We start from the raw sequence: 14687 nt of genomic DNA on the forward strand, positions 1-14687 counted from the left end.
AAATGCAGCGAAAATCCCAAGCAACAAAGGAATGAACTTTGACATACTTTTCCTTAAAAGAATAAAAATGAAAGACTTAGCATACAATAAAAGACCTAAAAGTTTTCAAGATTTTATTGGACAATCACATCTTTTTGGAGAAAATGCACCCTTTATGCGTCTTATTTTGACGCATAAGATTCCGCATAGCTTTTTTTTCGGACCTCCTGGAAGTGGCAAAACAAGTGCGGCAATTTTGATTGCTAAAACAATGGATTTCCCCTTTTATTCTCTGAATGCTACGAATTTTAAAGCAGAGGATTTGCGTGGGATTTTGAAAAATTATCAAAATACCCTACAAAAACCCCTCATTTTCATTGATGAAGTGCATCGCCTCAATAAAACGCAACAAGAAATGCTCTTGCCTATTATGGAGAATCATCAGGCTTTACTTTTGGGTGCTTCCACAGAGAATCCTTATTTTGCACTCACTCAAGCGATTCGTTCGCGTTCTATGGTGTTTGAATTTTATCCTTTAAATAAGGAAGATTTAGAAAAAATTTTAGAATCCTATTCGCTTAATGCAGAGGTGAAAGACTTTCTTGTCCAAACGAGCGGTGGAGACGCTAGGGCAATGCTGAATCTGTTAGATTGTGCATTAGCCACAGAATTACCTTTAAATGTAGAATTATTGGAATCTTTTCGTAAAACTTCATTGAGTGGCACAAGTGAATTAGATACACATTATAATCTCATTTCCGCAATGATTAAGAGCATTCGGGGAAGCGATGAAAATGCAGCTATTTATTATCTTGCGCGTTTGATTGCAGGGGGAGAGAATCCAGAATTTATTGCGCGCCGCCTCGTGATTTTAGCAAGCGAGGATATTGGTAATGCTAATCCTAATGCGCTCAATTTGGCTAATTCTACGATGCAAAGCGTGGCAAAAATTGGCTATCCCGAAGCAAGAATTATTTTGGCACAATGCGTTATTTATCTTAGTTGCTCTCCTAAGTCCAATAGTGCTTATAAGGCAATTGATGCTGCAATATCTTATGTGGAGAAGCACCCAAATGAGCCGATTCCACCGCATATTTTGCAATTTCACAAAAACTACCTTTATCCTCATAATTTTGGGGGTTGGGTGGAGCAGAAATATTGGGATAAAGATTTGGAGTTTGTGCAATGGCTTCCCAAAGGTTTTGAGAAAACTTTGAAAGAATGGTTAGACAAAATTAAGGGAAAGGTAGCCAAGGTAGAATCGGAAGAGCAATGAGAATCGCGAGTAGTTACGAGTTATTAGAGCATCTTAAGTCTCAAAATTTATTACCAAATATGGACAAAAACATTTCTGCAGCAGAGTTAGAATCTCTCAAAGAGATTTGGTGGTGGCCTAATGCCTTGAGCTTTGAAGTGATTATTGGAGCGATTCTAGTGCAAAATACGCGTTGGGAGCAGGTTTTTGTCGCACTAGAGAGGTTGAAAGTCAAGGGTTTATTGGATTTAGAAGTTTTAAGCGAAGTTTCATTAACCCTTTTGCAAGATTCAATCCAAAACATTGGATTTTATCGTCAAAAAGCAGTAAGAATCCAGAGGATTTGTCAGAATATTTTAAAGGATTTTGGAGATTATGCAAGCTTTTGTGCGCAAGTTTCAAGGCAATGGCTCTTAAGTCAAAAAGGGATTGGCTTAGAAACTTGTGATGCGATTTTATGCTATGCTTTAGGAAGAGAGGTAATGGTTGCAGACCATTATACTTATAAATTACTCCAAACTTATGGCTATACTTTAGAATCTTATGAGGGTTTGCAAGATTGGTTACAAGGTGGAGTCATAGAAAATTACGATAAAGTTTGCGCGCTTTATGGCTTTAAAATCCCAATAAATTTGCTATTTGCAAGATTTCACGGAAAGATTGTAGAGTATTGCAAAAATCATAAAATTTAAGGAAAGATTGTGCAAAAATATGAAAATTTTGAACCCCTAAAGGTATTTTTGGAAATTTGTGCGATTCCGCACGCAAGCTTTAAAACAGAGTTGCTCAAAGAATGGATTATCCAAGAAGCGCGAAAATTCGGGGCAAATGTGCAGTGCGATAATACGGGTAATGTGCTTTGCACGAAAGGTTCTCCTAAACTATGCTTACAAGGGCATTACGATATGGTTTATGTAGGAGAATCTGCGAAGTTTCAAGTCAAACCAAAGTTTGTCAAACGTGAGGGCAAAGCATTTTTGTGCGCAGAGGATTCTAGTTTGGGGGCGGATAATGGAGCGGCTTTAGCCTGTATGTTGCTTGCTTTGAGGGATTGTCAGCACATAGAATGCTTATTTACGATAGATGAGGAAGTGGGAATGCTAGGTGCGAGGGAGATTGCATTGACTCTCCAGTCTCCTTATATGCTAAATTGCGATAGTGAGGAGATTAGCGAAGTGGTGTATTCGTGTGCGGGAGGGTATGATTTGGAATGCAAGGCAAGATTCAAAACTCTCCCAATCCCTAAGGATTGCGAATTGATAGAAATCTATACACAGGGATTTGTTGGCGGACATAGTGGGATTGAAATCCACAAGGGGATTCCTAATGCAATCATAGAATTAGCCAAGGTGGCTAAAGCCTTAGTAGAATGTGGCGCACTTATCATAGAGTTTTTGGGAGGTGAGAAAAGAAACTCTATCCCTGTTAATGCGACTTTATTAATTGCGATTCCACAGAGCCAAATCATACAATGTAAGGAAGTGATAGAGAGAATCCAAACGCGAAAATTAAAAGATTCTGCATATTTTGAAATAACACCAATCAAGCTAGCACAGCTCAATGCAGAAAGGCAAAGATATTTTGATATGTGTCCGCTATTAGAGGCACTTTTGGGCATACAAAATGGTGTCATCGTTGCCGATAAAGGTGAGCCGATTCTCTCAAGCAGTCTTGGAATCCTGCAACAAACATCTAAAGGCGAGGAAGTGCAGGTGCATTTTATCGCAATGGGACGCGGCAATCAAGAATCTTTAATGCAAGAAAATATTACAAAGGAAAAAGAGAAGTTGCGAGCATTGGGGTTTGATGTGGAATTGCTAGATTATTATGCCCCTTGGGAAAGAGAAGAAAGCGAACTATTAAATGTAGTTTGGGAGATTGTTAGTAAGCATAATCCTAAGGCAAAGCTAAAAAGCATTCACGCAGGGCTTGAATGTGGAATTTTGAAGCAAAAATATCCTGCAATCAGTTTTGTCTCTATTGGTCCTACGATTTTACATCCACATTCTGTCAAAGAAGAAATGGATTTAGAAAGTTTTGTGCAATTTGAGAAGATTTTAAAAGAAGTCTTAAAAAGATTCCAAGCATTTTAGTGAAATCCTAAAGAGATTCTGCTAAAATTACGCGAAATTTAGATTGCATAGGAAATCCCAAATGATAAAAAATCAATGGAATTTAAACTTTTTCTGTCCGCTTGTCTGCTTTGGTGTCTTGATGTTCCATTCTAGTTTGTTTGCCGCCCCCTCCCTTGTCAATGGGATTGCATTTTTTGTAAATGATTCTCCTGTTACTCTAATGGAAGTATATAGGATACAGCAACGCGATAAGGTTTCGCAACAGGTTGCGATAGATTTATTGATTAATGACCGCTTGCATAGAGAAGAAATTGACAAGAGAAAAATTGTCATTAACGAAATTGAGATTCAAGATGAGATTGCACGAATCGCAAAACAAAATAAAGCAACATTGGAACAGGTTAAAAGTTATATTATAGGTAATGGTGGGAATTGGGAACATTATAAAGAAGAAATCAAACGCAATTTGCAAAAAAGAAAACTTTACCAGTCTATTACACAAGAGGGCTTAAGAATGGTAGATGAAAAGGAGCTAGAGAATTATTATTCTACTCATAGGCAAGAGTTTTCTATCCCTCAAAGCATTGAAGTGGTAAAGTATTTTAGCAAAGATGCACAAGCACTTGAAAAAGTCGTCCAGAGCAATGGCAAAGTGATTCCAAGCAGTGTGCAAAAAACAAATGAAGTATTGCAGACGATAGAGTTGCATCCCCAAATTGTCCAAGCTTTCACACAAGGGGCGGTGGGTAGATTTACGCCAATTTTTCCGATTTCTGATGAATTTGTTGTTTTTGTGATTAAATCCAAAAATAATCCCGCTCTTTTGCCTTATGAGAACGTGCGCAATGTCGTGATGCAAAAAATTATGGAACAAAAAGAGGATTATTTGATTTATGAGTATTTTGAGAAGTTACGTTCTAATGCAAGAGTAGATGTTGTGCGTTTAAATTAAAGAGATAAGGTTATTTAAAAATGAAAAGAGTTTTTAAAATAGGGGAGTTTTGTATGGTGATGAGTGCGGTTGCAGGTGTGTTTATGGGTTGTGCAGGGAATTCTATCACACCCAATGAGCCGAAGTTTTCTCAATGCTATAACCAAGAAACCAACACGGCTAAAAATTGTGAAACAATGAACTTCAAGGAGCTTTTAGAATCTAAAGAAGAGTGGAAAATCCATTCCTATCATTTCAAGGGCAATACGATTACTTTAGAAAAACAAGTAGAGAACTCCCCGATTTTGCGATTCCATAATCAAGAAATCAATGGCACATTGGGGTGCAATCAGTTTTTTGGAGGCTATTTAATAGAGGGTAATCATTTCAATCCAATCAATATTGGAATGACGCGCAAAATGTGCGAGCCTAAAACAATGGAACACGAAGACACTATGGTGCGGAATTTTTTAAATACTCCTACGAAAATTCTTGTTGTAGAGGAAGTTAAGGGAATGAGTAAAATTTTCTTTATCGGCAAAGATTTCTATATAGTCTTAAATTAAAAGCATAAGTTTAAAGATATTTTTACCAAAATTACAATAGGCTTTAGATTTTAAGATTAATGAAAAAGGCAAAGTATGTGGATTACGAAATCCTATAATGATAAATTCCAACAAGAATATAAAATAGAGCGTAAATTACACGAAATTAAGGGCGAAAGGCATACTTTAGAGCTTTTTAATTCTGAAGCATTTGGCGAGATTGCTTTGCTAGATGAGGGAATGTTGCTTCAGAATATGCTTTGTGTACAAAGTGAGTTTTTGGCGCATCTTCTAGCTTGTTCGCATAAGTTCCCTAAACGCGTGCTGATTGCAGGAAGTTTCAACCTAGAAATTGCGTTTGAATTTTTACGTCATCAAAATTTATATGTAGATTTTTTGCAATTTGATTTGAAAGTATTAGAATCATTAGTTAGCTTTTTGCCCCATTATAAAGAAGTAATGGAATCCCCATATTTCACACTGATTCCACAACAAAGCAAGGAATTTTTAGAGCAAAACTCAAAGGAGAGCAAAGCAAGTTATGATATTGTCTTGCTCTTAGATTCTAAGCAAAATGCTCAAGACTACCAAATGCTTTTAGATGAAAAAGGAATTTTGATGATAAAGTCCCCACAGATTTTATTAGAAACTTTGGAAGTCAAGAAATTATTAGAATCCTTAGGAGATTTTAGGGTTAAAATGCCGTGTTTTGCACCTTTGTCTCTTCTGCAAGATTGCTATATTTTTGCCTCTAAACTCTACCACCCCACAGCAGATATTCAGTTGCAACGCGCGGATATGCTAGAGGGTTTGCAGTATTATCACGCAAATTTGCATTTGAGTGCATTTACCTTGCCAAAATCTGTCAAAACTGCACTCTTGGGAGTGGCTAAAAATTGAGTTTCACGCACGCTATTGCTTTAAGCGGTGGAATCGCAAGCGGTAAGAGCACGGTGGCTTCCCTGCTTAAACTCTATGGATATTGTGTGATTTGTGCAGACCAAATTGCACATAGGGTATTAGAAACTAGCGCGAAAGAAGTGCTTGAAGTGCTTGGCGATGGAATCTTAAATTCTAACCCAAAGGATTCTGCCAAGATTGACCGCAAAAAGCTAGGGGCGATTGTCTTTGCCGATAAGCAAGAAAGAGTGAAATTAGAATCCATTTTGCACCCAAGAATCAAAGAGGAAATCACATTGCAAGCACAAGTGCAGGAAAGCAAAGGGATTCCATATTTTATTGATATTCCCTTATTCTTTGAAACAAAGCATTATCCGATTTCACATTCTTTGCTGATTTATACGACAAAAGAATTACAGCTTGAACGTCTTAAAGAGCGTAATGGTTTGAATGAACAAGAAGCACTAAGCCGTATAGAATCGCAAATGCCGCTAGAAGATAAACGCGCAATGGCGAGTTATGTGATTGATAATTGTGGCACTTTAGAAGAATTGCAAAACGCAGTAGAAATTTATCTGCACTCTTTGCAGGAGCTTAAAACTTGATTTAAGCTTTGTTTGTTATAATTGCGCCCTTTAAGTCAAGTGTAGGGGTGTTAGCTCAGCTGGGAGAGCGCAACGCTGGCAGCGTTGAGGTCAGGAGTTCGAACCTCCTACACTCCACCATTGTGCGTCCGTAGCTCAGCTGGATAGAGCAACAGGTTGCGGTCCTGTAGGTCGGGGATTCGAATTCCTCCGGGCGTACCACTCTCTATTTCTTACTTGAGATTAGACTTCCAAATCATAATGGAATTTCTTTTGCAAATCTTTAATTTTTTAAGCTCATCATCTCAATAAAGCCAAGCAGATTTAAGCTTGATTTGTTTGATTAAGATAAATTTTGTGTGCGCGAGAATCTTGCTAAAAATCACAATTTATTTTTTGTTATTTATGGAATGTATCATCTTGAAAGAAAAATAAATAATGAAAGTAGTAAAATCTAATATCAGAAAATACTCTACTTTTTATTTTTTTTTAATTTTTTTTGGTTAGAATCATTTTTCCATATATTGTGTAATACTTAAATTACATACATTTTAGAAATAGTAACGAGGCGTAGAATAAGATTCTATGGCTTTGGAATCAAGTTTAAGTGAGAGAAAATGAAAAATTATCTAAAAATAGTCTCCAAGTTGTCTTTTGGTATGCTTTGTGGTGTCGTATTATTAATGGGTTGTTCTAAGGAAAATAATAATGCGCAGCAGCAAAATATGGCAATGCCTGTCAGTACATATAGTGTCAAAAAGCAAGATGTGCCTATTAATTTTGAATATCCCGCGAAGCTAACGAGTTTGCAAAGCGTCGGAATCTATGCACGCGTGGAGGGGGTTTTATTAGAACAACATTTTGTTGAGGGTGGATTGGTTCAAAAGGGTGAGAAACTCTTCAAGATTGAGCCCGACAAATACCAAGCAGCAGTTAATATGGCACAAGCAGCTTTTAAAGCCGCACAACGTGATTGGATTAGAGCACAAAAACTTTTCAAAAACAAAGCACTTAGCCCAAAAGAATATGATTCTGCGCAATCTGCGTATGAAAATGCACGTGCAAACTTAGATACTGCAATGATTGATTTAAATTATACCAATGTCATCGCAACTGCAAGTGGTAAAATCAGTATGAAACGTTATGATATTGGGGATTTGGTAGGCAAAGCAGGTGCGGATAATCTGCTTACAACGATTACGCAATTAGACCCAATCCACGCAGAATTTTCTATTCCAAGCAATGATTATTATTTCTTGCGCACTTTGGATTATGAAAATGTCAAGGTAATTTATCTGCTTCCTGATGGCACGCCTTTTGATAATCTTGGCAAAATGGATTTCATTGATAGTGTCTTAGAGGCAAGCACGGCGACAATTAAAGCACGTGCAATTGTAGAGAATCCCGAGCATTTGCTAGTTCCAGGAGAATTTTCACGCATTCGTTTAGACGGAATTATTGCAAAGGATTGCATTGTGATTCCACAAGTTGCGTTAATGCAAGACGCTAAAGGAAGTTTTGTGTTTAAAGTTGTAGAGGGCAAAGCCCAGCCAACCCCTGTGGTTTTGGGCAATAATGTTGGTAATGATGTTGTTATTAAAAGCGGTCTAAATGACGGGGACATCATCATTACGAACAATTTGATTAAATTGCGTCCGGGTGCTCCTGTAACTCCGATGAATCAAGCACCAAAGCCTTAAAAGAAAGGGTTTTGTAATGTTTTCTAAATTTTTTATTGAACGTCCCGTTTTGGCAATGGTAATGTCTATTATCATTGTGATTTCTGGGGCTTTATCCGCTTTTTCTTTGGCGGTTGAGGAATATCCTCAAGTAACGCCTCCACAAGTTGTTGTGAGTGCGACTTATCCCGGTGCGAGTGCAGAAGTGATTTCTAGCAGTGTTGCGAGTGTGCTTGAAAATAGTATCAATGGGGTAGAGAATATGATTTATATGCAGAGTTCTTCTACCTCTAGTGGCTCTTTGAGTATTAATGTATATTTTACCAATGAGACAGACCCAGACCAAGCCGCAATCAATGTCAATAACCGCGTCCAAGCAGTATTGAGTAAATTACCTCAAGAGGTGCAAAGATATGGTGTAACCGTGGATAAAAGAAGTTCCACGATTCTAGCGGTGTATGCCTTGTTTTCTGATATGCCTAATCAAGATGAAACTTATATTGCAAACTACGCTTCTATCAATATCTTAGATGAGTTGAAGCGCGTGCCGGGTGTAGGGGATGCGACTTTGTTTGGTTTGCAAGAATATTCTATGCGTATTTGGCTTGCACCAGATAAATTGCTTAAATACAATCTTACGCCATCAGAAGTGATTGGATTAGTTCAAGAGCAAAACTCGCAATTTGCCGCAGGATACTTTGGGCAAGAACCAATGCAAAATAATTTGGAATTTACTTATAGTGTAACGACAAAGGGACGTTTTAGTGATGTAAAAGAGTTTGAGGAGATTTTGATTAAGACAAACGAAGATGGTTCTGCCTTGCGTCTTAAGGATATTGCGCGGATTGAGTTAGGGGCAGAGGATTATAGCTTGAGCGAATATTACAAAGGCAAGCCTGCTATCGCCTTTGGTGTCTTTTTGCAACCCGGAGCAAACGCACTTAATGTTGCAGATGGTGTGTCCGAAAGATTAAAGGAACTATCAAAAGATTTCCCCGATGGTTTGCAGTATGCGATTTCGTATGATACAACCCAATTCGTGAAAGTGTCTATTGGAGAAGTGATTAAAACTTTCGTAGAGGCAATTCTCCTTGTTGTGATTGTCATTTATTTCTTCTTGCAAAACTTTAGAGCCACGATTATTCCTGTGATTGCAGTGCCTGTTTCCATTATCGGCTCTTTTGCAGGAATGTATTTGTTAGGATTCTCTATCAATTTGCTTACGCTTTTTGGGTTGATTCTTGCGATTGGAATCGTAGTAGATGATGCGATTATCGTAATTGAGAATGTGGAGCGGCTCATTCATACCGAAAAACTCCCTGTAAAGCAAGCCACGATTAAGGCAATGGAGGAGATTCAAAGCCCGGTAATTGCGATTGTATTAGTACTCTCCGCCGTGTTTATCCCTGTGGCATTTATCGGAGGATTTTCGGGAGAAATCTATAAGCAATTTGCCGTAACGATTGTTATCTCTGTAATTATTTCTGGATTCGTTGCTTTGACTTTGACACCTGCGCTTTGCGTTTCGATTCTTAAAACCAAAGAGCCTAAGCCTTTTTATATCGTCAAGCGATTCAATGATTTTTTTGATTGGCTTACACATAAATTCACCGACAAAGTTGCGCACACGATTCGGCGTGGAAGTTTATATGTGATTCTTTTTGTGGGGCTTCTTGCTATCACCGTTGGACTTTTTACGCGTGTGCCAAGCGGGCTCGTGCCATCAGAGGATAAGGGAACATTATTAGTTTCTATGCAGCTTCCGCCCGCGACAGCATTGAATAAAACTTCACAAATGGCGAATTTCGTAGGCAAAACTGCAATGGATAATCCAAATATAGAGGGGATTATGACACTAGCGGGTTATGATATTCTCTCTAGTGCGGTAAAAAGCAACGCGGGGACAGCTTTTGTCAAACTAAAAGATTGGAAAGAGAGAAAAAAAGCCGAGCAACACTCTCAAGCCTTAGCAGGTTCAATGACAGGGCAATTAATGCAATATCCGAGTGCAATTATCTTTGCACTCAATCCCCCACCCATTATGGGATTGAGTTTGACGGACGGGTTTGAAATGTATATTCAGAATCGCACAGGAGCTTCAACAGAGGAATTACAGAAAAACACTCAACTCGTGCTAGAGGCTGCGGCAAAACGTCCAGAGCTCACAGGTGTGCGCACGACTTTGAGTGTGAATGTGCCACAATATCATGTGGATTTAGATAGAGAAAAAGCCAAAGCAATGGGTATCAATATCAATGATGTCTTTACAACGCTCCAAGCGACTTTCGGGTCGTATTATGTCAATGATTTTAATCTTTTTGGGCGCACTTATAAGGTAAATGTGCAGTCAGAAAGCCCCTTCAGAGAAACGCCAGAGGATTTGCGCAATGTCTTTGTGCGCTCTAACAACGGAGAGTTGGTGCCTATTAGTGCGCTTGTGCGGTATGAGCGCGTGATTGGTCCAGATATTTTAGAGCGATTCAATCTTTTCCCAGCGGCAAAACTTATGGGAGATGCGACACAAGGTTATTCTTCAGGTGATGCGTTAGCCGCAATTGAACAAGTCGCAGAGGAAGTTTTACCAGAGGGGTATTCTGTGGCGTTTTCGGGAAGTTCTTATCAAGAGAAAGCAACGAGTGGAACAGGAACGATTGCATTTATTTTTGGGCTTGTTTTTGTTTTCTTGATTCTAGCGGCGCAGTATGAACGATGGTTGATGCCTTTAGCGGTAGTTACCGCTGTGCCTTTCGCGGTATTTGGTGCGATTTTAGCAACTTGGCTTAGAGGGCTCAATAACGATATTTATTTCCAAGTTGGATTAATTACTCTGATTGCTTTAGCGGCAAAAAATGCGATTTTGATTATTGAGTTTGCAATGCAAGCAAGAGAGCACGAGGGAAAAGACATTTACGATTCTGCGGTAGAAGCAGCGCGATTGCGATTCCGTCCTATCGTAATGACTTCACTTGCTTTTACGATAGGGGTTTTTCCTCTTGTGATTAGTAGCGGTGCGGGGGCGGCAAGTCGCCACGCGATTGGAACGGGAGTTGTAGGCGGAATGCTTGCGGCGACTTTCATTGCGACTTTCTTCATCCCGCTATTTTATACTTATTTTGCGAGACTTAGCGAATTTATCGCAACTTTTAGGAGCAAACATGATTAGGGTTTCTAAAATTTGTTTTTATTTTATCTTGCTTGGTATTCTAGGAAGTGGGTGTTCGCTTTCGCCTACCTATGTGCAGCCACAAACAAACTTGCCAGATTCTAAGGAAGCAATAGAATCTGCGGAAGAAATAAGAATTTCACAGAAATGGTGGGAGGATTTTGGAGATGATACTCTCAATCGTTTTGTAGAAGAGGCATTAAGAAACAATTATGATTTGCTTGTCGCTATGCAAAGAGTAGAGCAAGCGCGTAGTCAGTGGAGCTATGCAAGAAGCGACCGTTATCCTAGCATTGGTGTGCAGGGGGAGGGAACAAAGAATCGCAAAAACCAGGCACAAAGACAATTAGAAAATTATAATAACTTTTCTTTAAGCGCGATTCTAAACTATGAAATTGATTTGTGGGGTAGGGCAAGAGATGCCGATAGAAGAGCCCTAGCGCAATTATTTGCAATCAAAGCAAATCGTGATATGGTGCGTTTAAGCCTCGTAGCCAATGTTGCGGAAAGTTATTTTGGAATCCTAACGCTCAATAATCAGGTGCAAATCTCCAAAAACACTTTAAAAAGCCGAGAGGAAAATTACGAATATCGTAAAAAAGAGTTTGATGTAGGTAAAATTTCAGAGATTGATATGCAGCAAGCCAAGTCTGAAATGGCGAGTGTGCGTGCGCAGTTGCAAAGTCTTTTAATGGAACAAAATTCTGCTCAAAGTGCATTTTTGATTCTACTTGGACGTGATGGCGCGGGTGTGTTTGCTAATGAGATTCCAAAAGAACCGCGTCCTTTGCCTAATTCTCCTAGTGTGGGAGCAGGCTTGCCCTCTACTATCTTGGAGAAACGACCAGATATTGAAGCGGCAGAGCAGAATCTCAAAGCAGCCAACTTTAATATTGGAATCGCTAGAAGTGCTTATTTTCCAACGATTTCATTAACAGGGTTGTTTGGCTATGTCAGTCCGCAACTGAATGAGTTGATAAGAACCTCTAATTCTACTTGGAACTTTGGGGGAAATTTCGTTGGGAATTTGCTTGATTTTGGGCGTACAAGTGCAAATGTAGATTTAGCCAAATCGCAATATGAAGAGATGATTTTGAATTATGGACAGACTTTGCGTATAGCGTTTGGTGAAGTAAGAGAAAGTTTGTTTAACTACCAAATGACGGGCGAAAAATTGGTGAGTTTGGACGAACAAGTTTTGGCGTTAAAACGCACATTGGAGCTTGCAAATTTGCGCTATGAGGAGGGATACACGAGTTATCTTGAGGTGCTCAATACACAAAGCTCGCTTTTTGGTGCAGAGCTAAACCAACAAAGTGCAAAGTTAGAGACTTTAAGTGCTGCTATCAATCTCTATAAAGCCTTTGGTGGTGGTTGGGATAAAGAAACTTATCAAGAAGACCAAGTAGAAGATTGACTTTGCTTTGAGATTCCAAAGAAAGAATCTTAAAGCAGGATTCTGCAAGATTGGATTGCCTTGTCATTTTTTTAAGCAAGATTTTGTTATGCTATTTGCCCAAAAAGCAATTTGTTTAAATATTTAGGAGTTTATAATGAACGAAGCAAAATCAATTTGGATGGATGGAAGATTAGTTCCTTGGAAAGAGGCAAATGTCCATATTTTAACCCACACGCTACATTATGGAAATGGTGTATTTGAGGGCACTAGAGCTTATAAAACCGATAAAGGTATGGCGATTTTTCGTTTGCGTGATCATACGAAGCGGCTTTTAAACTCTGCTAAAATTGTCGCAATTAGTGATATTCCTTATAGTCAAGAGGAGATTGAGAAAGCACAGATTGAGCTTTTAAAGGACAATCATTTCACAAGCAATACTTATATTCGCCCTTTGATTTATCTAGGTTATGGTGTGATGGGGGTTTATCACAAAAAAGCCCCCGTGAAAGTGGCGATTGCTGCGTGGGAGTGGGGCGCATATCTTGGAGATGAAGGACTAGAAAAGGGGATTCGTGTCAAAACTTCTTCCATAGTGCGAAATCCTGCCAAATCACTTTTTGGTAAGGCAAAAGCGTGTGGAAATTATCTTAATTCCCAAATGGCAAAATTTGAAGCCATTGAGTGCGGTTATGAAGAGGCTTTGCTACTTGATGATAATGGAATGATTGCAGAGGGAAGCGGCGAATGCTTTTTCATCGTGCGCAATGGACGCTTGATTACCCCTCCAAGTGATAGCGTGTTAGAATCTATCACGCAAGATTCTGTGATACAAATTGCAAAAGACTTAGGAATTGAAGTAGAAAGACGCAATATTACACGTGATGAAGTCTATATTGCAGAGGAGGCGTTCTTCACGGGAACAGCCGCAGAGGTTACGCCGATTTGTGAATTAGACGCACGCGTGATTGGAAGTGGCAGACGAGGGGAAATCACACATAAACTTCAAAATGCGTTTTTTGATGTGGTTTATGGGCGCAATGAAAAATACGCTCATTGGCTCACTTACATTCATTAAAGGTTGTGTATGCCGATTGATTTAAATGAACATCTAAGACAAAAGAATAGAAATTATAATAATTCAAACAATGAAAACAACCCAAATGATGGGGGAGACAATAAAAAGAATAGGAATCGTGGATTCCAAACCCCTAGAATGCCAAACTTCAGTATGCCAAATGACAAGAAAATGGCGGGATTATATGTATTGGTGATTTTTGCAGTTTTACTCTTTTTGCTCAAACCCTTTACGATTATCAATAGTGGAGAAGTGGGTGTAAAAATTACCACAGGGGAGTTTGACCCCACTCCATTACAGCCGGGCATTCATTTTTATATTCCGGGCATTCAAAGAATCATTGCAGTCAATACAAAAGTAAGAATCGCAGAATTTACAAGTGTAGAGACTTCAAACTATCGTAGCCGTGATGAGGGAAGCTTGAGAAATCAAGCCATTAGTGTATTGGATTCTAGGGGCTTATCGGTATCCGTAGAGCTTGCGGTGCAGTATCGCTTAGACCCTTTGAGTGTGCCTCAAACCATTGCCACTTGGGGGCAAAATTGGGAGGAGCGGATTATTACGCCTGTGATTCGTGAAATCGTACGTAATGTTGTAGGAAGTTTCCCTGCAGAGGAATTGCCTACAAAACGAAACGAAATTGCGACACTCATTGACCAAAAATTCCGCGAAAATATCAATGGGCTTGAGAATCGTCCTGTAGAATTAGTTTCTATCCAATTAACTGAAATCGTATTGCCTGTTGCGATTAAAGAACAGATTGAGCGCGTGCAAGTTGCGCGTCAAGAGGCGGAACGCGCAAGATATGAAGTTGAGAGAGCGAAACAAGAAGCGGAGAAAAAAGCCGCTCTTGCCAAAGGGGTTGCCGATGCAACGATTATTGAAGCAGACGCTCAAGCCAAAGCGAATCGCTTGATTAGCCAAAGTCTCAATTCTCCACTTTTGCAGTTGCGTCAGATTGAAGTGCAAGGGAAGTTTAACGAAGCCTTGCAAAACAATCGTGATGCAAAGATTTTTTTAACGCCCGGTGGAGCAACGCCAAATATTTGGTTGGATTCTAAAGATACGCAACGCGCAACTTCTGTGAGCAACTAAGGAATCT

12 protein-coding genes and 2 tRNA genes are annotated in these 14687 nt (G+C 39.2%); all 14 read left to right on the forward strand.

What is annotated here, in order from left to right:
* Window positions 1-67: 67 nt before the first annotated feature.
* A complete protein-coding gene (locus HDT10_RS05835; RefSeq protein WP_290881053.1) occupies window positions 68-1255 on the forward strand; it encodes a replication-associated recombination protein A in 1188 nt (395 codons plus the stop codon).
* The gene (locus tag HDT10_RS05840) at window positions 1252-1926 is read left to right on the forward strand and encodes a 3-methyladenine DNA glycosylase (RefSeq protein WP_290881055.1); all 675 of its coding nucleotides are present in this window, start codon (window positions 1252-1254) and stop codon (window positions 1924-1926) included. The genes HDT10_RS05835 and HDT10_RS05840 overlap by 4 nt, the downstream gene beginning before the upstream one ends.
* A gap of 9 nt (window positions 1927-1935) precedes the next feature.
* Entirely contained in the window at window positions 1936-3327 is a 1392-nt protein-coding gene (locus HDT10_RS05845; protein ID WP_290881059.1) for a M20/M25/M40 family metallo-hydrolase, read from the forward strand.
* Between the two features lie 61 nt (window positions 3328-3388).
* Entirely contained in the window at window positions 3389-4261 is an 873-nt protein-coding gene (locus HDT10_RS05850; protein WP_290881061.1) for a peptidyl-prolyl cis-trans isomerase, read from the forward strand.
* A gap of 20 nt (window positions 4262-4281) precedes the next feature.
* The gene (locus HDT10_RS05855; protein ID WP_290881064.1) at window positions 4282-4806 is read left to right on the forward strand and encodes an META domain-containing protein; all 525 of its coding nucleotides are present in this window, start codon (window positions 4282-4284) and stop codon (window positions 4804-4806) included.
* A gap of 75 nt (window positions 4807-4881) precedes the next feature.
* Window positions 4882-5685: a spermidine synthase gene (locus HDT10_RS05860; protein WP_290881068.1), complete on the forward strand. Its 804-nt coding sequence runs from the start codon at window positions 4882-4884 to the stop codon at window positions 5683-5685.
* Window positions 5682-6290: a dephospho-CoA kinase gene (coaE, locus tag HDT10_RS05865; RefSeq protein WP_290881071.1), complete on the forward strand. Its 609-nt coding sequence runs from the start codon at window positions 5682-5684 to the stop codon at window positions 6288-6290. Before HDT10_RS05860 ends, coaE begins: the two co-directional genes overlap by 4 nt.
* A gap of 44 nt (window positions 6291-6334) precedes the next feature.
* A tRNA-Ala gene (locus HDT10_RS05870) sits at window positions 6335-6410 on the forward strand.
* A 4-nt stretch (window positions 6411-6414) separates the two neighbouring features.
* A tRNA-Arg gene (locus HDT10_RS05875) sits at window positions 6415-6491 on the forward strand.
* 395 nt (window positions 6492-6886) lie between these two features.
* Entirely contained in the window at window positions 6887-7969 is a 1083-nt protein-coding gene (locus HDT10_RS05880) for an efflux RND transporter periplasmic adaptor subunit (protein ID WP_290881073.1), read from the forward strand.
* Between the two features lie 16 nt (window positions 7970-7985).
* Complete coding sequence (locus HDT10_RS05885) at window positions 7986-11111, forward strand: efflux RND transporter permease subunit (RefSeq protein ID WP_290881075.1); 3126 nt, start codon at window positions 7986-7988, stop codon at window positions 11109-11111.
* Complete coding sequence (locus tag HDT10_RS05890) at window positions 11104-12528, forward strand: efflux transporter outer membrane subunit (RefSeq protein WP_290881078.1); 1425 nt, start codon at window positions 11104-11106, stop codon at window positions 12526-12528. The genes HDT10_RS05885 and HDT10_RS05890 overlap by 8 nt, the downstream gene beginning before the upstream one ends.
* Before the next feature lie 136 nt (window positions 12529-12664).
* Entirely contained in the window at window positions 12665-13585 is a 921-nt protein-coding gene (locus tag HDT10_RS05895; protein WP_290881081.1) for a branched-chain amino acid transaminase, read from the forward strand.
* A gap of 9 nt (window positions 13586-13594) precedes the next feature.
* Window positions 13595-14680, forward strand: coding sequence for an SPFH domain-containing protein (locus HDT10_RS05900; RefSeq protein ID WP_290881084.1), 1086 nt, complete (start codon window positions 13595-13597; stop codon window positions 14678-14680).
* The last annotated feature ends 7 nt before the right edge of the window (window positions 14681-14687 follow it).

The sequence above is a fragment of the Helicobacter sp. genome, assembly GCF_014799995.1.
Classification (GTDB): domain Bacteria; phylum Campylobacterota; class Campylobacteria; order Campylobacterales; family Helicobacteraceae; genus Helicobacter_D.